The following is a 24,666-nucleotide window of genomic DNA, read 5'->3' on the forward strand; positions in this document are numbered from 1 at the left end:
TTAGTATTTAAGTGTATAAAAAATGTTACGAAAATTTTTGAATATTCAATATCCTATTTTTCTTGCACCAATGGCGGGTGTATCAACACCAAAACTGGCAGCTGAGGTTTCAAATTCTGGTGGATTGGGATCATTGGGACTGGGATCCTGCAATCATGAAGAGGCGAAAAAGCAAATTGAACAGCTGAAACAGCTGACCTCCTTACCTTTTCAGGTCAATTTTTTCTGTCATCAACCAGAGAAATCAGATGCTACACTTGAAAATCAGTGGGTTCAATATTGCTGTTCAAAATTTGGCAGGATAGATCTGATGAATAATTTTAGTCAGGCTTTTTCCTGTCTTTATTCCAGTTTTTTAGAGAATGACAATTTTCTGGATTTAGTAATTCAAGAAAAAGTTCCCGCTGTTAGTTTTCATTTTGGAATCCCAAGCAAAAGTCAAATTCACAGATTGAAACAAGCCAATATTGTTACGATGGCTTCTGCGACAAATTTGATAGAGGCTTCATACATAGCAAGGTCTGGTATAGATATAATAATAGCGCAGGGTATAGAAGCGGGTGGTCATCGGGGTGTTTTTAATCCAAATATTGATTCGGCGATACCAACACTAGAACTGGTTTTTCTGATTAAAAATAATTTATCAATACCAGTTGTGGCTGCCGGTGGTATTATGGATGCACGAGATATTCATGATTGTCTTAGAGTGGGGGCAAATGGTGTTCAGTTAGGAACGGCATTCGTCCAATGCAGTTCGTCAAAAGCGAGTGAAACCTATAGACAATCATTATTTAATTCTAAAGTTACGCAAATTACCGCGACCATTTCTGGTCGACCTGCCAGGGGGTTGGTCAATGATTGGCATTTAAAAATTGATTCACCAGATCGGCCTTTAACACCACCTTATCCTTATACTTATTATTTTGCCAAGAAAATTTACGAATATACTAGACAGCCTCAATATGCCGCATTTTGGGCAGGATCAAAGGTTTCAAAAATTAAAAAAATGGAAGCGCCAGATCTAATGAAGTCTTTTATTGAAAATGTTGATTTTTGATCTTAATCATTATTTGGAGTATGAAGATAGAGTTAAATTAAATAGCAATATTTTTTACTATAATTTTTAGAAAATAAAATGCATATTTGCTGAATTGTAAAAATTGAACGTATTTTAAGATACATTCAATTTAACCTGTTTTGAAATATCGTTTTTATATTATTCTACTGTTTTAAAGCTTTATTACCGATATCCGTGCGCCAGATACCATCTTTCCAGTTAATTTTGTTAACGGCATTATATGCGGTTGTCTGTGCTTGTTTGAGTGTTTTATCAAAAGCGGCAACGCATAAGACACGACCTCCTGCTGCACAAAGTTCTTGTTGAGCGTTATAATTGGTTCCAGCATGAAAGACTTTTACATGGGGTAGGGATTCAGCTTGGTCAATATTTTGGATAATTCCGCCTACAACTGGTGTTCCCGGATATCCTTTTGCCGCCATAACAATACAAATCCCTGCTTGATCAGAGAATTTGATTTCTGATTTTTTTAATTTTCCCTGACTGAGATTATAGAGAATATCTAACAAATCTGTTTCCAGTCGAGGAAGCAGAACTTCCGCTTCCGGGTCTCCAAAACGAACATTATATTCAATTAGATAAGGCCCATCATTTGTAATCATCAGTCCGGCAAAAATGATGCCACGGAAAGGAATTCCACGTTTTACCATTTCGCGCAGCATGGGTCTGACTGTTATATCCAACGCTTTCTCTTGGGCTGCGTGATCAAAAAAAGGTGGTGGGGATATTGCTCCCATTCCGCCAGTATTGGGCCCCGTATCATTATCGCCAATGCGTTTGTGATCCTGAGCCGCTCCGATTAAAACCGCATGTTCTCCATCGCAAAAGGCAAATAGGGAAATTTCCTCTCCTGTCAGAAATTCCTCGATAACGATTTTATTGCCTGCTTCGCCAAAACGGTTATCTTGCAGGATTGTTTCGATCGCTTCTTCAGCTTCCTTAAAGGTATAGGCGATAATAACGCCTTTTCCTGCCGCCAAACCATCTGCCTTGATGACAATTGGAAAAGATTGGGTTTTCAAATAAGCAACCGCTTGTTCACTATCTGAAAACTCTTTCCATGCTGCAGTTGGGATCCGGGCGGCATCGCTGATCATTTTTGTGAAACTCTTGCTTCCCTCCAGCTGTGCAGCCGCTTGGCTGGGACCTGCACAGAGGATCCCGGCGTGCTGGCAAGCATCGGTCAATCCTTTAACCAAAGGTAATTCTGGTCCGGGAATAACAAGATCAATATGATTGTCTTGTGCAAATTTTACTAAATCGGTAATATTATCTACCTTAATGTTTATATTTTTACCATATTGTGCAGTACCTGGGTTTCCTGGTGCGATAAAAAGCTCGGTAAGATTGGGTGAGCAAGCAAGAGCCATGGCAAGGGCGTGTTCTCTTCCTCCAGAACCGACGAGTAAAACGCGCATAGAGATTTCCTTTACTGATGTTTCTTTTTTTGGGATAAGGCTGTATCATATTTATGTCGATAGATGAGCAACTTTCTGATCGAATGACGGATAATATACCAGAATTTAGTGTAGGGGATATTTCTACAGCGATTAAGCGAGTTTTGGAAGGAAATTTTTCTCGGATTAAAGTGAGGGGGGAAATTACCGAGTTAAAACAGTATCCGTCTGGACATATTTATTTTTCCCTAAAAGATGAAAATGGAAAACTGACAGCAATTATCTGGCGGTTCAAGGCGGCAAAACTTACTATAAAACTCGAAAACGGTATTGAGGTTATTGCAACAGGCAAGATTTCTTCTTATGGGGAACGTTCATCATATCAGCTTATTGTCGATCAGATTGATTATGCAGGCGAAGGGGCTTTATTGGCCCGTATCGAAAAATTAAGAAAGAAATTGGAAGCTGAAGGTTTATTTGACCAGGAAAAAAAGCGTCCTTTTCCTCTATTGCCAAAAGTAATAGGTGTGATTACATCCTCTAAAGGCGCGGTTTTGCACGATATTCGCACAACAATTCAACGACGTTTTCCCAGGGATATCCTGGTCTGGCCAGTGGCGGTTCAGGGAGAGGGGGCAAGTGAACAGATTGTCAGGGCTATTATTGGATTTAACACCCTTTCTGTTAATGGTAAAATTCCACGTCCTGATATCTTGATTGTTGCACGAGGGGGTGGATCACTGGAAGACTTGATGGCCTTTAATGATGAGGCTGTTGTAAGGGCCGCAGCAGAGTCGAAAATTCCCCTGATCTCAGCAGTTGGACATGAAACAGATACAACCTTGATTGATTTCGCATCTGACCGTCGGGCCCCGACTCCAACTGCAGCTGCGGAAATGGCAGTTCCTTCGCAGGTTGATCTTGCTGCTGGAATAATGCAGCTGGTTACGCGTTTGAATAAAGCATTAATACAGATTATTCAATCTTATCAACTGCGTTTGAACAAGGCCATTACCAGACTGCCGGACGTTCCCACTCTATTGGCGCAAAACCGTATGCGCCTGGATGACCGTTCCTATCGTCTGGATTTGGCGCTTCCAGCATTGGTTCTGAAAAGGAGACATCAGCTTTCTTCCATTCAGGCTGTTGATCAATATCTTTTGGGACTGATTGATCGTTTCAAGAGACAACTGGCCTTTAATGAAAAACAATATGCAATTTCTTGGCTGCATTACATGCGTCAGCTGGAAAATAATTTACCCCTGTTCTCCATATCGAATGTACGTAATTTATTGAGAGAAAGGCAGCTGAAATTGGAAAGTGTCACGGCAAGATTGGAAGCTCTTTCCCCCAAGGCTGTATTGGCGCGGGGATATGTCTTGGTACAGAATAAGAAAGGTCAGGCTGTAACTGAAGCAAGAGGATTGAGGGCTGGATCTGATTTGATCTTAACTTTTTATGATGGGCAGAAAGACGTACGTGTTTTGAAGCGGCAGGAAAACTGTCAGGAAAGTTTTGATCTGTAAATTGATTAAACGGTTTATAATCAATCCTGTTGAATTATTCAATTTAATTAAATCGCAACCTGAATTATATAAATTGAGATGAAAGTTGATTTATTGAAAAATTGAATTTTGAAATATCGTAAATCATTTTTTTGATCAGAATATTATATTGGTTGTTATGGTTACGGATCGTTATTGGGAAAACTTGTCACTTCAAGAAATGAACAAGGAGCAATGGGAGGCTTTATGTGACCGTTGCGGTCGGTGTTGCCTGCATAAATTGCGGGATGATGATACGAATGAAATTTATTATACAAATGTTGCCTGTTGGTTGCTGGATATAAAAACAGGGCAATGTTCGGATTACTGTCATCGTAAAATCAGGATTCCGGACTGTATCCAATTGACTCGAAAGAATTTATCAAGGATTGACTGGCTGCCCTCCACCTGTGCATATCGTTTAATAGCGGAAGGCAAGACACTTTATCCTTGGCATTATTTGATTGCCGGCAATTTTGAAGCCATGCATAAAGCCGGTATTTCCGTGCGGGGAAAGGTTGTGAGTGAACATGATGCAGGGGAATTGGAGGATTATATAGTGGAATGGATTGATTGAAAAACATAATGAGCGGTTTTCTTTCTTCATTGTAGGCTGTATATTTACTTGCATTGGAGAATTTTACATGGATTTGAAATCTTTTATCAAATAATTAATTTTTTTTAAATTTACTCTTTGACCTTTTCGTTCTTCATGCTATTAATCCTTTTACAAAATATGGGCGAGCTTGGCGGAATGGTAGACGCTCAAGACTTAAAATCTTGTGTCCGTTTTGGACGTGTGGGTTCAAGTCCCACAGTTCGCACCACCTGAATCATATTTGAATGATCTGTCAGACATTATTTTTTATTTCTGGCATTATTTTTTATTTCTGGTAAATGTTTTTTTAATACATCAATCAAATTTTCATTACTATTTTCTAGTAAGCGTTTTATCCATTTAAGAAAATCTTCCTTTTTTTGTTTCTTCAAGATTTTGCTGATAATTGATAATCCTTCACCTTTGCCATTATACCATTTTAATAGCTCTTTTATATTTTTTTCCTCAATTGCTTTGTTAATATTGTATTCAGTTTTTTGTAGATCTTCTTGAAAAGAATTTTTTAATTCATCAAGGCTTTTGTTAAAAAATTCAATTAAAGATTCCTGCTTCTTGATTTTATCATCAGAAGGTGAAAGTCTAGAAAATGATCTGCTTAATTGTAATTTTCCATATTCCACGATATACGAATTTCTATTTTTATTGATAGTATCGAGAAGTTGAGAGGTTATCTCTTGAATCAGATTTTCTTTTTCCGTTTTATCGTTATATTGCTCTAGTTCAGCAATAATCTCGAGAACATCATCTAATAGAAAAAGATTTTCAATTTCAAGGACGGTGAGTACATAAATATTTTGATTATTCAGTTTTTGTATTTCATCTGTACCACGATAATCAGCATCCACGATACCCGCACAATTAATACGAGTTAAAGATGGATGGTTGTTAAGCGAATTAACCGCATGAATAACTTCTGTACATGAATTGCTTGGAATAATTGTCCATTCTGGATAACATGCGCGGTAAACAGCTTGATCTAAACTGTTTTCTTGTCCCTCAACAAATAGGATGGGACGACGACTACCCAAAATCAAAGTAACAATTTCCTCTGATAACGGCATATTATCTGGAAGCGGTTTTATATCCCATTTATCAGATTCAGGAAAATTTCTTTGGTATTTTTTGAGAATATATTTTTTTCCTGCCTGATTGGCGATAAAATTTAAATCGTGTGAAATGGTTATAAAAGCACAATCTGGACGTATTTTTTTCAGTTCATTCCATAGTGGTGTTAAGATGGAAGGATGTAAATGTTGTTCAGGTTCATCAAAAATAATCAGGGTACCAGGATCCGGAAAAAGGATTTGACCGATTAAATAAAAAACAGAACGTTCTCCCTCACTTGCTTCTATAATGGGGTAATAATCTTCTTTATCGGTGTCCTTAATTCGAATTGTATCTACGGTGTATTTTAATTGTTTATTAGGGAGGATCTTTTCAAATATGGATTGTAGTTGCTCAAGTTTGCTTGTCGGTTTTTGTACAGGAGGACGATTAGGGTTGTAATCATTATAAAAATTCGTGGCAATACTCTGTGATTGTGAAAATAGGTATTGTAATAACTCGTCACTATCATTGTAAAATTCTAATTGACCAAATTGACTAGTTAATCTACTAGCTTGATTTTTTATTAATGAGCTTCTTGGATTAGGTAACAAAGCTTGTTTTGCTTGTGCTTCTTTCATTTGAATTTGGGGAATCTTTAAAAATATTGCACGGTGTGCATTGATACGATATGTTTTATATTCACCGTAGTTTTGGATAATATATTGTTCAATATATCGTGCCAGATGGGTTTTACCGGAACCATTCGCTCCAACAATATAAATTGCCTCCCCTTTATCTAAAGTGATTTTAGTGGAATCATTCTTGTTGGTCTCGTCAATAATAAGAGGTACAGGGATTTCAAATAAATTTTCACTTGTCATAATTGAACATGGATTTATATCAAAGATGGTTAAAATATCTTTGGTATATTAAACATATTGTTGAATAATAAAAATGAAAATTGTTTGATCTTATTTTTCTTTTATAGATTCAGACAGTTGCTGGATAATGGAGAAAAAAGGAAGATCTATTGTTTGACCAGTTTCGCTAACAGATTTTGTTGTTCGATGGTCATGGGAAGTTCCGTTTTTGTTATATCCACACCCTGCCAGCCGGCCCCAAGGGCCGTGAACAAATTGATGGAATCCTGGAAACGTTCCAAAATGGCCACAGCCTCTTCATTGGCGGCATTTGTGGCTGTACGTTGCGCGGTCAGGACATCCAGATATCCTGTAAGTCCTGCCTTATAGAGTTTTTGGGCACGGATAAGGGCGGTCTGGCTGCTTACTTTGGATTTGTGCAACAGATCAACATGTTCTGAATCATCACCCCAGGCCGCGATAACATCCTCGATTTCTTTCAGGGATGTCAGGATTGTTTGACGGTAATTTAACCGTGCCTCTTCTGCCTGAGCCTGCGCTTGCTTAACCGCGGCACTAAGGCGGCCACCATGCAGACCTGGAATGGAAAGATTGATAAAGCTGCTGGATACCAGACTGGCAATATTGGCCATTTGACTGGTAAAAGAAGTCGTTGGCATCGCACTCATGTCAATGGTGAATTGTGGATAGAGTTCTGCAACCGCAACACCGATATTTGCCGTTGCCATGGCGTATTGCCTTTCGGCCATACGTATGTCTGGACGATTGGCCAGGGCAATGGAAGGAATGGAGGGTGGAAATGGGGGTAAGTCTGGTAAAGGCTGTTCTATCTTAAGAAGTGTTTCCGTGGTTCCCGGCGTTTGTCCCAGCAAAACATCAATTGTATGGGTAATCTGGGTAATGCTGGTTTTCAAGGGCTCTCGACTTGCTCGCTGGGTTTCAAGCTCGGCTTCTGCCTGGGCAGTGCTTAGAGTCGTGCCTGTACCCTCAATATACTGTTTTTGTGCCAGATTATAGATATACTGGGCGATCGCAACATTTTCATCCGCTATGCGTAACCGTAGCTGCATGGTGCGGAGGGTTACATAGTTATTGGCCAGTTGAGAAAGCATGGCTAAAAGGACGGCTCTTCTATCCTCGATCGAGGCCTTTACAGCCTCTTCTTGGGATTGAACCATGCGTCTGATCAAACCGAATGCATCCAGTTGCCAGCTGAATGTCGCGCCATAACGACGTATAACGGCATTATTTGGATTTCCTTTTGATATCGAGATATTGCTGGATAAGGTATTGGAAGATGTCTGATATCCAAATCCGCCAGAACCATCCAGTTGGGGATACCATTTAGACGCCTGCTGATCACGCAAGGATTGAGCGGCCAAAATCCGTTGTCCCGCCATCTGAAGGTCATAATTGTTCTGGATGGCCTTTTCAACAAGTTGATTTAACAATGGATCATGAAACTGTTCCCACCAACGACGCATGTTGTTCGCTGCCTGGACAATCTCTTGGGCTGTGGCTGGTCTTTTCCATACTTTTTCAGTCCATTGTTCCGGAATTTTCATGTGATCCCGATGAAAATTGGGGCCAACCGTGCAGGCATTCAATCCAATCAAGGAAAATGTAATTGCTTTCTGCCAGATAGATTTTAGACGGAACATGTTTGAAATACTCATAGATGATCTTGTAACCAGGTGGCCAGTTTTCCTTTTCTGCCACTTGTTTGTGGGCCGACACTGATTGTGGCGGTCATGCCGGCGGAAAGATGGATCGTGTCTGGAATATGATCAATATGAATTCTTACGGGAATACGTTGAGCCAAACGAACCCAGGTAAAAATGGGATTAACATTTTGCAAACCAAAATTATCAGCGTTGGCATTAGAGTCATTGATACCACGGGCAATACTGACAACATGTCCGGGCAGTATCTGTTTATATCCCATTAACTTGATCCGGGCGACATCGCCGACATGAATGCCCCACATTTTGGTTTCTTCAAAATAGCCATAGACCCAGAAAGAATCGGCATCAATAACGGATAAATATGAATTGCCTGTATTGACGTAATCACCAACCCGTAAATTAAGATTTGTAATATAGCCATTGACAGGTGAATAAAGTATGGAACGCTGCAAATTTAACTTGGCTTCTGTCAGGGCTGCTTTTGCTGTATCTACACTTGCCTGTGCGGTTCTAACCTTTGTATTGAAATCTTCTTTTTCTTCTGTTGAAACAATGCCTTCCAATCCTTTGCGACGCATTGCATTACGACGTTGTAAGGCAAGATTGGCCTCCGCATTTTCCAAATTTGCCTCTGCCTGTTGAATGGCGATTTTAAAACGTAAAGGGTCAATTACGAAAAGGGGATCACCCTTGCGAACAAACTGGTTGTCCCTGACAGGAACCTGTACAATGGTGCCCGAAATTTCCGGGGCGATTTTAACGACGTATACTCTGACACGACCATCACGGGTCCATGGGGCAATCATGTAGGTGTCCCACAAGGCTACCCCTAGAATTATAGCCATGGCTACAATGATTAGGGTCAAGATGATGCGGATGATATTACTAATGGGTGCCATGATTGAAAAACAAATTCTTAAAGTCAGAAGTTATACATATAAGATAAGCAAACATAGGATACTGAAATATAAAGCTACTTCAAATAAAGCAAGATGCCAAAATAATTTTATTAAACCTGTTTTCCACAGGAAAGAACGGATAATAACAGTTAAGGCGAATGCAAATAAAGCATAAACAACAAAAGGGGCGATATAGACACCAAAAAAATCAAATTCAGCGATCATCTTGTTGCACTCAGAAAAAAGGAAACATTTTTACTAATTTTTAATGGATAGTTTGTAAATTCCCAGAAAAATAAAAAAGAGTAATATAAATTTGTTTTTTTTATGGACAAAATTTTCTTTAAAGCACAAAACATGAATCAATCAATTTGATCTTAAAAAATTAACTCTAATATTGTTTATAATATAATCCATTTATGATAGAAACGGATAATGATATGGGTAGCATTTAAAACATATTTAAGTAAGGGAATAAATCAAGAATTATTAAATGCTCTCCGTGCGGATTATGCCTAAATTATTTTCAAGTCAAGATATTTTCATTGTATATGTACATTAATTTTATTTTACAATGCGTTTTGCAGTAAATAAAATTTAGGTTAAAATAGAAAGGAAATATTTGGTCCATAATTGGAAAATTTGAATAGAAAAAATTAAATTGCATATTAAAATCAAGTAATTTTAATATGCAATTTTAGATAAAAAAAGCATTTTATGAGTTATATCATTTATTAGTAATAAATCTAATTGTATGTTTAGATCTTGTCATTAAGTCTTATTACATTATTCAAAGTAAAATAAATAATATTTCTTGTCTTTTTTTATTATTATTAATTTAAATATATATTAAACTTGGAAACAGGTTTTATCGGATATGTAGAAGGAATTAAAATGTTTTTTTGCAAGAAAAAAAAAACAAATTTAAAGCAAAATAAAAATCAGGTTCAAAATAATGTCATGGCTTCAAAAGAACAGCTTAATCCTGCTCAGGCTGAAATGGCAGATAAAACAGATAAGATTAAGGATGATATGAAGGATGTTGCAGAAGAACAAGTAGAGCAGCTTTCTAAAAAAGTTCAATCCAAACCGGTCAAAGCGGTTTTGATCTCCACGATTATAGGTTTTGTACTGGGTCGGATGACGCGCTAGTAATATTTGTTGTAGAAATGGTCTATATACATGAAGATTGTTGAATTTGGCAAAGCAGCAGCGGATGCAGAGCTCCTGCTTTTGAAAAAAAAGTCAATTAGAGTAAGCAAGCAAATCCTGTTATGCTGTATAGGGGCAGTATTTGGATTATTTGTTTTAATTTCCTTGCATGCTGTTTTGGCGGCGCTGTGTTGCTGGTTGTTTCATATTGGTTTTTTGGGATCATCATTAATTATCCTAATTTTTGATATTTTGTGTGCTGGTATCTTTTTCTATCTGGCCTTGCAGGCAAAAATTGGTGAAGAAGAGATAGAAGCCAAGGTGATTCGGAACCATAATTTAAAGCAATTGCGTGATTCAATTGCCCTGACAACTTTAATTACTGCCCTTACAGGGCCGTTGGGTGGATATTTACGAAGTTTTATATGGCAGTTTATTAAAAAGAAATTTAGAAAAAAATCTGAATAGATTTTATTTATAATGTTGAGGTTTTTATAATAAATACTTCAACATTATTTACGAAGTTGTTGAAAAAAAATTGTTTTTCCAAATTTATCATTATCATTATTAAGTTTTTGTTGATTTTTTTTATAAACTTATGCACTTTATAGTAGTATTTTAAATTCATTTTATAACCTGGAGTAGAAGTATGCACGTTCTTCTTATGGGAGAAATCTTTTTTTTAGAGCATGAATTCTACCAAAAACTTAAAGTAACAGACTTTTCTATCGATAGGGTATCGTTTGATATTGAGGTATTATCAACGGCTCATCTGTATGAATATGATCTTATTATAGTTGAAGGAAATAATTTGGATAAATTGTTTTTTTCGACCATTAGAGAATTGCGCGCATTAAATGAAAAGATTTCTATTATTGTTGTTTCCAGACAAAATAATCTGGAAAGTAAGATAAAAGCTTTTCAGGCAGGTGTGGATGATTATGTGTTAATTCCATTTTATGAGGATGAGCTGATTGCAAGATGCAAGGCGGTTTTGAGACGTGTCCAAAAAGTATTTTCCAAAAAAATTATTCATATTGATGCATTAAGTATCAATTTGGAAACACATGAAGTATTCGTTAATAAAGCATTGGTTCATTTGACAGGCAAGGAATATCTTATTTTGGAATTGCTTATTTTACAACGGGGCACTTTAATTACAAAGACGGCACTTTTAAACCATTTATACAAATGCAATGTAGAACCCGATATTAAAATTATTGATGTCTTTGTATGTAAATTAAGAAAAAAATTACAAGATGCTGGTGCGGAAGATTTTATTTCAACAATATGGGGACAAGGTTATATCTTCCGTAAATCAACAATGGATAGTGAATGAAAATAGATATTACGTTTCACCAATTTTTATTCGGAAAATTGTTCTGAAATAATCCGTTCTGACAAACTTTGATTTGGATTGAATAGTAAACAAGATTTTATAGATTTGTTTTCTTTGACAGTAATCTCGACAACGTCACGTATTTCTGTGAAATCGGCTACAGCTGCTATAGGGCGTTTATTTTCTTCCAGGGTCAAGAATTGAAAAAGAGTTGTTGAAGGAAGTAATGCGCCTCTCCATCGGCGTGGCCGAAAAGGACAAATAGGAGTTAAGGGTAACAAATCAGAATTTAAGGGAACGATTGGTCCATGTGCTGATAAATTATAGGCTGTCGATCCTGCGGGTGTTGAAAGAATGATACCGTCGCAAATCAGTTCGGATAACCTGATCTTATGATTAATTATCACCTTTATTTTGGCTGCCTGTCTGGTTTGCCGGTATAAAAATATATCATTAAAAGCTAGGGCTGTGTGTGTTTTACCATCAACTGTTTTAGCTGACATGGCCAAAGGATGAAGACAAGTTGGTTGGGTTTTTTGAAGTAGTGATGGAAGATCCTTCTTGATCTTGGGATTTGTAAGGAAACCAACAGAACCGAAATTGATACAATAAATTGGAATCTGATAATTAATATAAGTATGAAGTGTTTCTAGAACAAAACCATCACCACCAATACAGATAATGACTTCGGCTTGGTCGATACTTGCGTTTCCATATTGTTTTACCAGGTCATTTTTATATTGAATTGCCTCGGGTTTATCCATGGATAAAAAATGAAACTTTGTGGGTGGATTATCAAAAAACCTCATAAATAGTTCTCGGCAATTATACAGATTTCATTAATTATAAACATTACGCAACATATAAACAATATTGTTTTAGTTTAATTAATTTCTTTTTTAATCAATCAAAATTATTAAATCAAATATAATTTATTATTAAAATTTTACTAGAACTACTGGATTGAATAGATAGATTTGTAAGCTGAATAATACTTAAAAAAGGATTGATATACCAAAATTTAAAATTTATTTGCTAATTTTAGGTAAACAATTTAATTATTTATTAATATTTATAAATTAGGTAAAAATTATGCAATTAGAGATAATGGTGTTGAATTAAAATTATATTTTATGGCTGAATGTAAATATATATATATTTATTAGTTTAGAATAATGTAAACAATCATATTTGTCTAGTAATATATAATGTTTTGAAAGAGTTATTTAATATAAATATTTATTGTGGATATGATTTTACAAGTATTTTATTGTGAAAGTTTATTATTTGATGAAAGCAAATGAATTGCTATCAAACTGTATTTCAAAAGAAAAAAAAATTCCTCCCAATCCTATAGATAAACGAGTAGGAAGCCGTATCCGGTTAAGAAGAAAGTTATTAGGCTTTTCCCAAGAAAAACTTGCTATAGCTTTAGGTTTATCATTTCAACAGATTCAAAAATATGAAAAGGGATTTAATCGTGTTGGTGCTTCGAGACTTTATTATATAGCACAGTTTTTGCAAGTTCCGATTAATTTTTTCTTTGATGAGTTTTTGACCGGAAACGAAGAAAATAAAAGTCAGGTTCCTCCATCATTTTCAACGGCATTAGATGTTAAAAAAATATTAATTACCAAGGATAAGGAAAATGCCATTAAGGAGGAAATTAAAATTACAGATTTGAATGTTATGAATAATAAGGAAACGGTTGATTTGTTAAAGGCGTATTATCATATTAAAGATAAGGAAATCAGGAAAAAGTTGCTACATCTTATTAAGGTTATGGCAGAATGATTTAAAAAATATTTCATTCTCTATGTAAAACGTTATCTGTAATAAAAGAGGAGATTTTTTTCGATTTGAAAGAGTCTTTTAATTGCTTTTCATTATATTGGGATTGAAGCCAATATAAAAATTTCACTTTTCCATGCGTTTGCTGAAGATATTGGGTAAAAAAAGCATCAAGAATTCCTGTTCTGGAATATTTAAAATGACCGTATTTCCATGAAAGCTGTCGCATTGCAGAATGAATATCGTAGTTTTCAAATAGAAGAATTAATGCGGAAACTAAACCTGCACGATCAGCTCCAGATTTACAGTGGATTAAAAGAGGGAATTCAATAGTTTTGTAAATATTTGCAAGATTTAGAATTCGATCAATATGTGGTGCTCCACGGCTTTCAAAAGGGAGGTCGTAATGTTTTAAATTTAATTTATGACTGATATGGCGGGATAGCGCATCAGAACCACAATTTCTTTTCCCCCGTAAATTGATAATTGTTTTAAGATGATATTTTTTTGTTAAATTCAATAATCTGGTTGGAGTGGGATGGTTGCTGCGATACACTTTACCGGGAATAACCGTCTGAAAATTTGACCATAATAAACGAAAAATCGCATGGTCAACAAATAGGCTGTTGAGCCATGCGATATGATAGTCCCGACGATTTGGAAAAGATGAGTCAAAAATATATTTCTTTTTCATGACTCATCTTTTAGCTTATTTAAAGTTTACGTTCAATTTGTAATCTTTTCAATTCAGCAATTGCATGAGCTGGATTAAGACCTTTTGGACATGTCTGTGTACAGTTCATGATAGTACGGCATGCATACAAACGCATTGAATCCTCTAATTCATCAAGGCGTTCGCCTTTATACTCATCACGGCTATCAGCAACCCAACGCATGGCAGCCAATAAGACGGATGGGCCTAAATATTGGTCCCCGTTCCACCAATATGAAGGGCAAGAGGTTGAACAGCAAAAACACAGGATACATTCATATAAACCATCCAGTTTTTTACGCTCCTCAATGGATTGTAACCGTTCTTTATCGGGGGGGGGAGGGGTATCAGCTTTAAGCCATGGATCAATTTCCCTTAATTGTGCATATGGACCATTAAGATCAGGTATCAAATCCTTAATGACGGGCATATGGGGGAGAGGATAAATTGCAATATCCCCCTCATATTCATTAATGTGTTTTGAACAGGCTAAGGTATTTAATCCGTTAATGTTCATGGCACAAGATCCGCAAACCCCTTCACGGCAAGAACGACGGAATGATAAAGTCGGATCAATTTCATTCTTAATATGAATTAACGCGTCTAAAACCATTGGGCCGATTTTGTCCAGATCCACCTCGTAAGTGTCGATAACTGGATTTTTGTTATCATCAGGGCTCCAACGATAGATTCTAAATTTCTTAATATTTTTTGCCTGTGAAGAGGCATAAAATACTTTTCCAATTCCAATTTTACTGTTTTTGGGTAGTCTTAATTCAACCATTAGTCATCACCTTCTCTGATTAATATACCCGTTTTTTAGGAGGGAAAACCTGAACTTCATCGGTTAAAGTTCTCATATGGACTGGGCGATAATCAAGTGAAACCTCTCCCTTGTCATTAAGATATGAAACAGTATGTTTCAACCAGTTTTTATCGTCACGTTCAGGATAATCATCATGGGCATGTGCGCCACGACTTTCATGACGTGCGGTTGCACTTACCATGGTTACGGTACCATTTGCCAATAGATTCTCGAATTCCAAGGCTTCCATTAAATCTGTATTCCAAATCAGGGATTGATCGGAAACAGAGATGTCCCCCAGACCAGACCAGATATCCTTAATCTTTTCAACGCCCGCTTCCATGTTTTTAGTATTCCGGAAAACGGCTGCATGACGTTGCATGGTTCTTTGCAGGGTGTCACGCATTTGAGCCACACGGGTTCCACCTTTGGCAAATCTTAGTTTATCTAAACGGCCAAGTGCATTTTCCCCGGCATTTTTAGGGAATGGAGCAACAGGAGCGCCAGGTTTAAGAATATCTTTTGCACGTAAGGCAGCTGCACGACCAAATACAATCAAGTCAAGTAATGAATTCGTGCCAAGGCGGTTTGCACCATGAACGGAAACACAGGCACATTCACCGATTGCCATTAATCCCGGAACGGTTGCATCTGGATTGTCTTTGGTAGGTCGAATAACTTCGGCCTGAAGATTTGTTGGGATACCACCCATATTATAATGGACAGTTGGTAATACAGGAACGGGTTCCTTGGTTACATCAATTCCGGAGAAAATGCGCGATGTTTCAACAATACTAGGTAAACGTTCGTGTAAAAGGTCTGCCCCCAGATGTTCAAGATGTAACATGATGTGATCTTTATTGGGACCACATCCGCGTCCTTCATTGATTTCCACAATCATGGCACGAGAGACAACGTCACGAGAAGCAAGGTCCTTTGCATGTGGCGCATAACGTTCCATGAAACGTTCACCTTCACTGTTTGTCAGATAGCCGCCTTCTCCGCGACATCCTTCTGTTAACAAACAGCCGGCTGGGAAAATACCGGTTGGATGGAATTGAACGAATTCCATATCCTGTGTTGGGATTCCGGCTCGCATGACCATGGCATTTCCATCACCTGTACAAGTATGGGCAGAAGTACAGGATTGAAAAGCACGTCCATATCCTCCTGTCGCCAGAACAACCAGATTTGCACGGAAACGGTGTATACTGCCATCCTCCAGACACCATGCCGTAACACCGCGACATGTGCCATTTTCATCCATGATAAGATCAATAGCAAAATATTCAACAAAGAATTCAACATTATGTTTCAAGCATTGTTGATAAAGTGTATGCAATATAGCGTGACCAGTTCTGTCTGCCGCAGCACAAGCGCGTTGAACGGGTTCCTTTCCGAAGTCGCGCATGTGTCCACCAAATGGACGTTGATAGATTTTACCATCTTTATTCCTGGTAAAGGGAACTCCCATATGTTCCAGTTCATAAACGGCAGGAACCGCTTCACGGCATAAATATTCAATTGCGTCCTGATCACCAAGCCAGTCAGAGCCCTTTACGGTATCGTACATGTGCCATTGCCAGTGATCCTCTCCCATATTTCCAAGTGAAGCCGCAATTCCCCCCTGGGCTGCTGTTGTATGACTGCGGGTTGGAAATACTTTTGTGATACAGGCTGTATGAAAACCGGCCGCACCCATTCCCAATGTTGCCCGCAAGCCAGAACCGCCAGCCCCTATGACAATGACATCATAGGCATGATCCACGATACGATACGTATCTTTTAATGATAAAGTAGTATCAGTCATTACGATATATATCCTTTAAATGCTGAATTATTTACTGGCGGATGCAGTAAAAAATAATTTTAATATAGAAATTACGGATAGAATTCCTAAAAATAAGGCCCCACCTTTAATACAGTAATTAAGAGCCAATCTTTTTCTTTCACGTGCGTAATCTGATGTAATGACTTCCAAGCCGAGTTGCATATGACGGAATGTTAGCAAGACAAGTGTGAGTAATAAAATTGTATTCGTAGGTTTTCCAGCCCATTTTACAACATCCTTATGATCTGCATCACCCAATCTTAGCATTTGGATAATAAACCAGATTGATAAAGGGGCACTGCCTGCCGCGGTTATGCGTTCGGTCCACCAATGTTCGAAAATATTGTGTCCTGTCCCCAATCCACGCATACGTCCAAGATAAGAGCGTAGAATGGTGGGGCGTTCTACAGAGGTATTCATTGGAGTTTCTCCTAATTGTTTATAGAAAATTATTTTGATATTTTTTAATCAATACGAAGGTTGTCTATTTTTTTCTTTTTTTGATTTTTTTACCAAGAATAATAGTCCATAAAGCTAAAGTTAAAGCAGCGACACTGATAACCTCTGATTTACTGTCTTGATTAATTTCAGGTTTTTCAAGACGTTTGCCACTTAAATCCCAAATAAAATGACGAATACCGCCAATAAAATGGAGAAAGAATGCTGATGAAAAACCAAATAAAATAATTTGTCCTAGAAAACTTCCTGTAAATTTTTGAGTTTTTTGAAAAGATTTTGGTCCTTTTGCGGCTGAAACTAGCCAAGCAACCATTAATGCACTTCCTGCGGAAAGTGCACCGCCTGTAATGCGGTTACTGATTGACAAGACCATTGATAAAATGGGTTTGTAAACTTGTAAATGGGGCGACATTGGTCGGTTTCGATATGATCCGTCACTTTTGTAACCTACATAAAAAGTTTTGCGTATATCCGACATTCTTGATTTCCTAATTAATCCTTATAACACGGCTGATACCGATTTAAGTTAATTGCACTTTATACCCCACTAAAAGATTGATCCAGTCAATTTTTGGACATTCAATTGATTGTGTATGAAGTATTCGGGGTCTTTGTTATTTGATGACTAAACAGTTTTTTGTTTTATTTTTAAAGTAACAATAAGAATATGATAATAACAATTTTCAGGATAATAAAATAAATATCAAATTAATTTGTATAAATTGGATTAATGGCTATAGAAACGTGAAATTGGTAATCATTAATTTATTTATGTTTTTAATTTCGATACCAACAAATCATATCAATTTTATGATCTGTTGGTTAAAAACCATCATTTAGAAATTAGATTCATTTCTATTAATTTTTCGGCAATCTGTACTGTATTCAATGCTGCACCCTTACGTAAATTGTCGGAAACGCACCATAGTCCTAAGCCATTTGGAACTGTTGGATCGATACGGAGTCGTGAAACATAGGAGGCATCTTCTCCTGCCGCCTCAATCTGGGTAATATAGCCGCCATCTTCCTGTTTATCGAATAGAATGACACCTTCAGCGTTGCGTAAGGCTTTTTGTGCCTTGGCAAGATCAACGGGGCGTTCACATTCAATGGTAATTGCCTCGCCATGTCCAATAAAAACAGGAACCCGAACACAGGTTGCAAAAACATTGATATCTGGATCAAGAATTTTTTTGGTTTCCACATTCATTTTCCATTCTTCTTTTGTCGATCCGTCTGGCATGAATTTATCAATATGAGGTATACAGTTAAAGGCAATTTGCTTGGTAAAATTGTTTATTGAAATGGAATCCCCAACCAATGATGATTTGGTTTGGATATATAATTCGTCCATTCCTTTTTTGCCTGCCCCGCCTGTGGCTTGATATGTCGAAACAACAATTCTTTTAATTTTGAACAAGTCGTGCAAAGGTTTTAAGGCAACAACCATCTGAATGGTTGAACAGTTTGGATTTGCAACAATATTCCGCTTGATTTTTTTTAAATCTTCCGGATTAACCTCTGGAACCACTAATGGAACATCAGGTTCCATACGGAAATGGGAAGTATTGTCAATCACGATACAGCCTGCCTTGGCTGCTTTGGGTGAATAGACGGATGATATGGATGCGCCAGGAGAGGATAAAGCGATATCCCATCCTTTAAAATCAAAGGTTTCAAGATTTTGGACTTTTAGAATTTTTTTGTCACCAAAGGATATTTCTTTTCCTGCCGAACGTGGAGAAGCCAAGGCAACAATTTCCTTAATTGGAAAATCACGTTCCGCCAGAATTTTTAAGATTTCTCTACCTACCGCCCCTGTTGCTCCAATAACGGCTATGCGATATCCCATAGTATATAATCCTTAGATAATAAAGTTTAATAAATTTTAAAGAAGTCTTTAGAAACCAGCCAAATATTTTAACTCTTTTATTATTTATGTAAATAAATTTTATCAAAATTGTTTGAAAATAAAGAAAATTATTAGGAAAAAAAAAGAAGCTATGTTCTTCTTAGAAATAATTTAAAAGGTCTTTAATACTAATTGTTAACCAGGTTTTTATTATTTATGAGTCGTTTAAATGTGTTGTATGCACAAAAAGTAAAGAATGGTGAGCTTAAACCAGACAAGGCACAGGAACAAATTGCAGATCGACTGGATCATCTTTGTGTTGAATTGTCTGATTATGTGCCAGAACAGACTAACGTTGGCGGGCTTTTGAATTCAATTAAAAAATTGTGGAACAAGCCTATTGTAAAACCCAAGGGTATATATCTTGTAGGGCCTGTTGGTAGAGGTAAATCAATGTTGATGGATTTATTTTACAGTCAGGCCCCTGTTGAAAAAAAGATGAGAACACATTTTCATGTTTTCATGCAGGAAGTGCATAAGAAATTTCATGCGTTGGAAATACAGTATCCAAAGGGTGAGGACCCCATTCCAAAACTGGCTGAGGAAATTGTCGAAAAGACATGGTTGCTTTGTTTCGATGAATTTCAAGTCAATGATATAGCTGATGCAATGATATTGGGACGACTGTTTGAATATCTTTTTAAATTAGGAGTTATCATTGTTGCCACTTCGAATGTTCACATCAGGGATTTATTTCAAAACAGACCGGGAGCTGATGCTTTCAAGCCGTTTATTGCTTTATTATCACAAAATATGATTGAACTTGAATTATGTTCGGCACATGACTATCGATTGGGTCGCAAGGAAATTGAAACCAAATGGTTGATCGGCTGTAATCCGGAAAACCATGCTCTTCTGGATAAAGTATTCCTACAGGAATCAGGTGGCAAAGAGGGCGAAAAAACAATCTTAACCGTTATGGGACGTCAATTTACCATACCTTGCGCAGCAGGAAAGGTGGCCCGGTTTCAATTTGAACAATTATGTGATGCGGCACTGGGAGCTGGTGATTATTTGGTTTTGGCTCAAAAATATGAAGTATTGATTATTGATAACATACCGATATTTAATCCTGAAAATATGAATGTAATTGAACGGTTTACCACTTTGATTGATGTATTGTACGAACGGCATACAATTCTCTATGTATCTGCGGAGACGGATTGGGAGCATATTTATCCTGAGGAAAATAGGGCGGCTTTTTTTGAGCGTACTGTATCACGTTTGTATGAAATGCAAAGTCTAGATTGGACAAAATAGGCATTCGAGAGTAAAGATTCTCTGACATTTGTTAAAGAAAAATTGAAGTGGCTTATAGGTGCACTTGTTATATTAATAGGTAAATTAAACTCTGAATAGTGAGTTTTTAGTAGAAATAATTAAGGGGAAATATTATGGCGATTGCTGATCAAATTGCCAGTGTATTCAGTGGATCGAATGCTGCGTATCTTGCGGAATTATATGCAAAGTGGAGGCAGGACGCTAATAGTGTTGACCCGTCATTTGCACAGATTTTTTCTGCGATGAATGATGATAAGACAGTTGTAATGGATGATGTAAGGGGACCTTCATGGGCCCCTCGCAAACCTGTAAAAATTGAATTGGAGCCCGATGACAAGCCCGCTTTGACGAAAGAGGGAAAAGTAACAGCCAAACAACTTTATCAGGCCGCGAATGACAGTCTGCGAGCCGTAGAGCTTATAAATGCGTATCGGAGCTTTGGTCATTTTAATGCTGTATTGGATCCCTTGTCCATTCATAAGCCTACAGAGTGCAAGGAATTAAATCCTGAAACTTATGGATTTAAAAAAGAGGATTTGGATCGCCCAGTTTTTATGGGAGATGTTACTAAGAATTTCCTTCCAGGTGAAATTCATACTCTTGGTGAAGTCATTCCTGTATTAAGGCGGATTTATTGCAGTTCAATTGCCTGGGAATATACATATCTGCAAAATAGTGAACAACAGCAATGGTTTCGTGAAAAGGTTGAAAGTCAGAAAAACCATGTTCTGAATGCGGATGATAAGAAAACAATCTTACAGGAACTTGCAGAGGCTGTAGGGTTTGAAACTTTTTGTCAAAAACGTTACGTTGGTGTAAAGCGGTTTGGATTGGATGGCGGGGAATCACTTATTCCTGCCTTACGTACCCTTATTCGACATGCAGTTGCAAATTATGATATTCAATCTGTGGCGATGGGCATGGCACATCGTGGACGTTTAAATGTTTTAACCAATATCGTTGGCAAGTCTTTTCCTGCCTTATTTAGTGAATTTGCAGGAAAATCTTATAAATCTGACGATATTCCTGGTGTTGGAGATGTGAAATACCATCTTGGATATCGAAAACAGGTTCAAATGAATGGACAGGATGTCGATCTTGTCCTGGAATTTAACCCGTCCCATCTTGAGGCGGCTGATCCTGTTGTAGAGGGAAGGGTTCGTGCCATGCAAGATGCTAATGGTCAGAAACATCTGGCTGTTTTAATGCATGGAGATGCTGCCTTTGCCGGACAGGGTGTGGTTTATGAAACTTTTGCCATGTCCAGGCTTCCCGGATATAAAACAAACGGGACAATTCACGTTGTTACAAATAACCAGATTGGATTTACCACATCTACAGAATATGGACATTCTGGATATTATTGTACGGATGTCGCTAAAGTTGCTAAAGCTCCCGTCATTCATGTCAACGGGGATGATCCTGAGGCTGTTGTTTCAGTCATGCGGCTTGCCGTTGATTATCGGGAACGTTTTGCAACGGATATCGTTGTTGATATTGTTTGTTATCGTCGATTTGGACATAATGAAACAGATGAACCGACATTTACCCAGCCAATCATGTATCAGGCTGTTCATAAACATAAGGATATTTATCAGCTTTATGCAGCGAAATTACAAGATGAAGGAGTGATTTCTGCTGTAGAAACGGAAAAATATTGGTCTGATTTCCAGAATTATTTACAAAAATCCTATGAAGAGGCTGATAATTATCATCCAAGAACTCCAGAATGGTTAAAAGGTGACTGGAAAAAAATGCAATGGCGTGGAAAAAATCGTAAAGATTTTTCCACGGCAGTTTCAATTGATGATTTAAAGCGGATTGGTAAAGCGATTAGCTCATACCAAACAGGGTTTAATTGCCATCCGAAATTGGTTCGTCAACTTGAAGCTAAGGCCAAAATGTTTGAAACAGGAAAAGGGTTTGACTGGGCGACTGGTGAAGCCTTGGCCTTTGGTAGCCTTTTATTGGAGGGGCATCCGGTTCGTCTTTCCGGCGAAGACTGTCAACGGGGTACATTCAGTCATCGTAATGCAATGCTGTTTGATCAGAAGACGCAGCAACCTTATATTCCTTTAAATCATATTGCCACTGATCAAGCGAAATTGGACATCTATAATTCATTGCTGTCTGAATTTGCGGTTCTGGGATTTGAATACGGTTATTCTTGTGAAAATGCAAATGCCTTGGTCTTGTGGGAGGCGCAATTCGGTGATTTTGCCAATGGCGCACAGATTATCATTGACCAGTTTGTTTCGGCTGCTGAAAGTAAATGGCTCCAGCAATCGGGGTTGGTGCTTTTATTGCCACATGCCCAGGAAGGACAAGGGGCTGAACATTCATCTGCTCGACTTGAACGTTACTTGCAGCTATGTGCAGAGGAAAATATGCAGGTTTGTAATTTTACAACTCCCGCAAACTATTTTCATGCCTTGCGTCGGCAGTTGAAACGGAATTATCGTCAACCGTTGGTTGTCATGTCCCCGAAATCTTTATTAAGACATCCTCTTGCACAATCAACATTGGCAGAATTTGCGGATAAAACAGAATTTTTACAAGTTATTGATGAAATAGATGCCTCTGTAAATCGTCAAAAAGTCAAACGAGTTGTATTCTGTTCTGGTAAGGTTTATTACGATTTGTTGATAGCTCGTCGTGAAGCCAAGAAAAATGATGTGGCTTTGGTTCGTGTCGAACAATTATATCCATTCCCAATCGATATTGTTAAGAAATTGATACAATCATATTCTGGGGCACAGGAATTTGTATGGTGCCAGGAAGAACCTCAGAACATGGGGGCATGGCAGTTTATTTCTGGTAAGATTGAAGCGATTGTGCAAACGGTTAAAAATAGTCCAATCAAAATTGAATATGCCGGACGTACGGCTCAGGCAAGTCCTGCAGCAGGGTTGATGTCTGTTTATAAGGCAGGTCAGGAACAATTGGTTAAACAAGCCTTGAATTTATAAGAACTATATTGAGAAATAATAAGATTTAATTAGGAAAAACAAATATGTCCATTGAAATTAAAGTACCGCAATTAGGCGAAAGTATCAGTACGGCCACAGTTGCCAGGTGGTTAAAAAAACCTGGTGAGGTTGTGAATATGGATGAAGCGATTGTAGAGCTTGAAACAGATAAGGTCAGTGTAGAGGTTCCGTCGCCTAAAACAGGTGTGATGGGTGCACAGCTGGTACAAGAAGGGCAGGAGGTTAGTGTTGGGACCTTATTGACTGTATTGGAGGATGGGGCTTCGGTTATTGAATCAGCTCAATCTAAAAGTGTGTCTGTACAGGATGCTAAACAGGCAGAACCCTCGGTTTCAGTGGCTGCTGATAATAAGCCAGTTTCAATGCCGGCTGCCCGTAAAATGATGGAAGAAAAAAATATTACGGTTGATCAGGTGGCTGGTACGGGACGGGGTGGCCGGATTACACGGGATGATGTGGTACAATTTCTGGATCAAAAAGAAAATCCGGCCAAGGCATCTGGTCCTGTTGCGCCCCGTCAGGATGATCCTCGTGAAGAGCGTGTCAAAATGACCCGGTTACGTCGTACGGTTGCACGTCGCCTTAAAGAAGCACAGGAAACAGCGGCAATGTTGACGACCTTTAATGAGGTTGACATGTCTGCCGTCATAAATATGCGGACCCTGTATAAGGAAGCCTTCAATAAGAAACATGAAGGTAGCCGTTTGGGATTTATGTCTTTTTTTGTAAAGGCAACTGTATCTGCCCTTCAGGAATATCCTGCAATCAATGCACAAATTGATGGTGAAGATATTATCTATCGTCATTTTGTGAATATGGGAATTGCGGTTGGTGGCCCAAATGGGCTGGTTGTTCCCGTGCTCAAAGATGCGGATCAAATGAGTTTTGCTCAGATTGAGGGGCAGATCATTGATTTTGCAAAACGTGCACGCAGTAATACGCTGAAATTAGCTGACCTTTCAGGGGGCACCTTCTCGATTACAAATGGAGGAATTTACGGCTCTTTGATGTCCACCCCAATTTTAAATATGCCGCAATCAGGAATTCTGGGGATGCACGCGATCAAAGAGCGTCCAGTTGCAGTCAATGGACAGGTTGTTATCCGTCCAATGATGTATCTTGCTCTTTCTTATGACCATCGTATCGTGGATGGTAAGGAAGCGGTCAGTTTCTTGGTTCATATCAAGGAACGTATTGAAAATCCAGAACGCTTGTTGTTGGATGTTTAAGGGGTCGTGTGAAAT

The 24,666-nt window shown here is 37.9% G+C and carries 22 protein-coding genes and 1 tRNA gene; 11 read left to right on the plus strand and 12 right to left on the minus strand.

From position 1 onward, the window contains the following. Positions 1-22: 22 nt before the first annotated feature. Complete coding sequence (locus tag H3T44_RS07100) at positions 23-1,057, plus strand: nitronate monooxygenase family protein (protein ID WP_198196735.1); 1,035 nt, start codon at positions 23-25, stop codon at positions 1,055-1,057. A gap of 164 nt (positions 1,058-1,221) precedes the next feature. Here H3T44_RS07100 and purD read toward each other — a convergent pair whose 3' ends face one another. Further along, positions 1,222-2,496: a phosphoribosylamine--glycine ligase gene (gene purD / locus H3T44_RS07105; RefSeq protein WP_198196736.1), complete on the minus strand. Its 1,275-nt coding sequence runs from the start codon at positions 2,494-2,496 to the stop codon at positions 1,222-1,224. A gap of 53 nt (positions 2,497-2,549) precedes the next feature. Here purD and xseA point away from each other — a divergent pair, with 53 nt between their 5' ends. The 3 genes from xseA (at position 2,550) to H3T44_RS07120 (ending at position 4,846) form a co-directional block, all read left to right on the plus strand. Beyond that, a complete protein-coding gene (gene xseA, locus H3T44_RS07110) occupies positions 2,550-4,001 on the plus strand; it encodes an exodeoxyribonuclease VII large subunit (RefSeq protein ID WP_198196737.1) in 1,452 nt (483 codons plus the stop codon). Between the two features lie 157 nt (positions 4,002-4,158). Then, positions 4,159-4,596: a YcgN family cysteine cluster protein gene (locus H3T44_RS07115; RefSeq protein WP_155566031.1), complete on the plus strand. Its 438-nt coding sequence runs from the start codon at positions 4,159-4,161 to the stop codon at positions 4,594-4,596. 163 nt (positions 4,597-4,759) lie between these two features. Continuing rightward, a tRNA-Leu gene (locus H3T44_RS07120) sits at positions 4,760-4,846 on the plus strand. Between the two features lie 31 nt (positions 4,847-4,877). Here the strand turns inward: H3T44_RS07120 and H3T44_RS07125 are convergent. The 4 genes from H3T44_RS07125 to H3T44_RS07140 form a co-directional block, all read right to left on the minus strand. After that, positions 4,878-6,566 (minus strand): DUF4435 domain-containing protein, encoded by a 1,689-nt coding sequence (locus tag H3T44_RS07125; RefSeq protein WP_198196738.1) that lies wholly within the window; start codon positions 6,564-6,566, stop codon positions 4,878-4,880. A 146-nt stretch (positions 6,567-6,712) separates the two neighbouring features. Continuing rightward, a complete protein-coding gene (locus H3T44_RS07130) occupies positions 6,713-8,227 on the minus strand; it encodes an efflux transporter outer membrane subunit (RefSeq protein WP_370552741.1) in 1,515 nt (504 codons plus the stop codon). An 11-nt stretch (positions 8,228-8,238) separates the two neighbouring features. Beyond that, entirely contained in the window at positions 8,239-9,150 is a 912-nt protein-coding gene (locus H3T44_RS07135) for an HlyD family secretion protein (protein WP_110439091.1), read from the minus strand. A gap of 30 nt (positions 9,151-9,180) precedes the next feature. After that, entirely contained in the window at positions 9,181-9,375 is a 195-nt protein-coding gene (locus H3T44_RS07140; protein WP_110439090.1) for a DUF1656 domain-containing protein, read from the minus strand. Between the two features lie 669 nt (positions 9,376-10,044). Between H3T44_RS07140 and H3T44_RS07145 the strand changes: the two genes are divergently transcribed. From H3T44_RS07145 to H3T44_RS07155, 3 genes are all read left to right on the plus strand, one after another. Then, positions 10,045-10,302, plus strand: coding sequence for a hypothetical protein (locus H3T44_RS07145; RefSeq protein ID WP_198196740.1), 258 nt, complete (start codon positions 10,045-10,047; stop codon positions 10,300-10,302). Between the two features lie 30 nt (positions 10,303-10,332). Next, a complete protein-coding gene (locus tag H3T44_RS07150) occupies positions 10,333-10,770 on the plus strand; it encodes a hypothetical protein (RefSeq protein ID WP_110439088.1) in 438 nt (145 codons plus the stop codon). A gap of 181 nt (positions 10,771-10,951) precedes the next feature. Then, positions 10,952-11,641, plus strand: coding sequence for a response regulator transcription factor (locus tag H3T44_RS07155; protein ID WP_198193533.1), 690 nt, complete (start codon positions 10,952-10,954; stop codon positions 11,639-11,641). Positions 11,642-11,667: 26 nt separating this feature from the next. On the opposite strand, the gene H3T44_RS07160 is transcribed toward H3T44_RS07155, so the two are convergent. Then, complete coding sequence (locus tag H3T44_RS07160) at positions 11,668-12,450, minus strand: NAD kinase (protein WP_110439086.1); 783 nt, start codon at positions 12,448-12,450, stop codon at positions 11,668-11,670. 481 nt (positions 12,451-12,931) lie between these two features. Here H3T44_RS07160 and H3T44_RS07165 point away from each other — a divergent pair, with 481 nt between their 5' ends. Then, positions 12,932-13,435 carry a helix-turn-helix domain-containing protein gene (locus H3T44_RS07165; RefSeq protein ID WP_122124102.1) on the plus strand — a complete coding sequence of 168 codons (504 nt, stop codon included), beginning with the start codon at positions 12,932-12,934 and terminating at the stop codon, positions 13,433-13,435. Between the two features lie 13 nt (positions 13,436-13,448). Here the strand turns inward: H3T44_RS07165 and H3T44_RS07170 are convergent, their stop codons facing one another. From H3T44_RS07170 to H3T44_RS07195, 6 genes are all read right to left on the minus strand, one after another. Beyond that, positions 13,449-14,111: a tyrosine-protein phosphatase gene (locus H3T44_RS07170; RefSeq protein ID WP_370552694.1), complete on the minus strand. Its 663-nt coding sequence runs from the start codon at positions 14,109-14,111 to the stop codon at positions 13,449-13,451. Between the two features lie 34 nt (positions 14,112-14,145). Continuing rightward, complete coding sequence (locus tag H3T44_RS07175) at positions 14,146-14,928, minus strand: succinate dehydrogenase iron-sulfur subunit (protein ID WP_110439083.1); 783 nt, start codon at positions 14,926-14,928, stop codon at positions 14,146-14,148. Positions 14,929-14,947: 19 nt separating this feature from the next. Beyond that, positions 14,948-16,759: a succinate dehydrogenase flavoprotein subunit gene (sdhA, locus tag H3T44_RS07180; RefSeq protein WP_122124100.1), complete on the minus strand. Its 1,812-nt coding sequence runs from the start codon at positions 16,757-16,759 to the stop codon at positions 14,948-14,950. 27 nt (positions 16,760-16,786) lie between these two features. Further along, the gene (gene sdhD / locus H3T44_RS07185; protein WP_230873110.1) at positions 16,787-17,200 is read right to left on the minus strand and encodes a succinate dehydrogenase, hydrophobic membrane anchor protein; all 414 of its coding nucleotides are present in this window, start codon (positions 17,198-17,200) and stop codon (positions 16,787-16,789) included. A gap of 64 nt (positions 17,201-17,264) precedes the next feature. Continuing rightward, positions 17,265-17,717 (minus strand): succinate dehydrogenase, cytochrome b556 subunit, encoded by a 453-nt coding sequence (gene sdhC / locus H3T44_RS07190; RefSeq protein WP_230873473.1) that lies wholly within the window; start codon positions 17,715-17,717, stop codon positions 17,265-17,267. Positions 17,718-18,071: 354 nt separating this feature from the next. Continuing rightward, positions 18,072-19,091, minus strand: a complete 1,020-nt coding sequence (locus tag H3T44_RS07195; protein ID WP_198196741.1) for an aspartate-semialdehyde dehydrogenase — start codon at positions 19,089-19,091, stop codon at positions 18,072-18,074. Positions 19,092-19,307: 216 nt separating this feature from the next. Here H3T44_RS07195 and zapE point away from each other — a divergent pair, with 216 nt between their 5' ends. The 3 genes from zapE to odhB all read left to right on the plus strand — a co-directional run bounded on the left by zapE (position 19,308) and on the right by odhB (position 24,651). Then, a complete protein-coding gene (gene zapE, locus H3T44_RS07200; protein WP_198196742.1) occupies positions 19,308-20,411 on the plus strand; it encodes a cell division protein ZapE in 1,104 nt (367 codons plus the stop codon). A gap of 134 nt (positions 20,412-20,545) precedes the next feature. Next, positions 20,546-23,401, plus strand: a complete 2,856-nt coding sequence (locus H3T44_RS07205) for a 2-oxoglutarate dehydrogenase E1 component (RefSeq protein ID WP_198196743.1) — start codon at positions 20,546-20,548, stop codon at positions 23,399-23,401. 44 nt (positions 23,402-23,445) lie between these two features. Beyond that, a complete protein-coding gene (gene odhB / locus H3T44_RS07210; protein ID WP_198185023.1) occupies positions 23,446-24,651 on the plus strand; it encodes a 2-oxoglutarate dehydrogenase complex dihydrolipoyllysine-residue succinyltransferase in 1,206 nt (401 codons plus the stop codon). Positions 24,652-24,666 lie beyond the last annotated feature (15 nt).

The sequence above is a fragment of the Commensalibacter sp. M0355 genome (genome assembly GCF_016101365.1).
Lineage (GTDB): Bacteria > Pseudomonadota > Alphaproteobacteria > Acetobacterales > Acetobacteraceae > Commensalibacter > Commensalibacter melissae.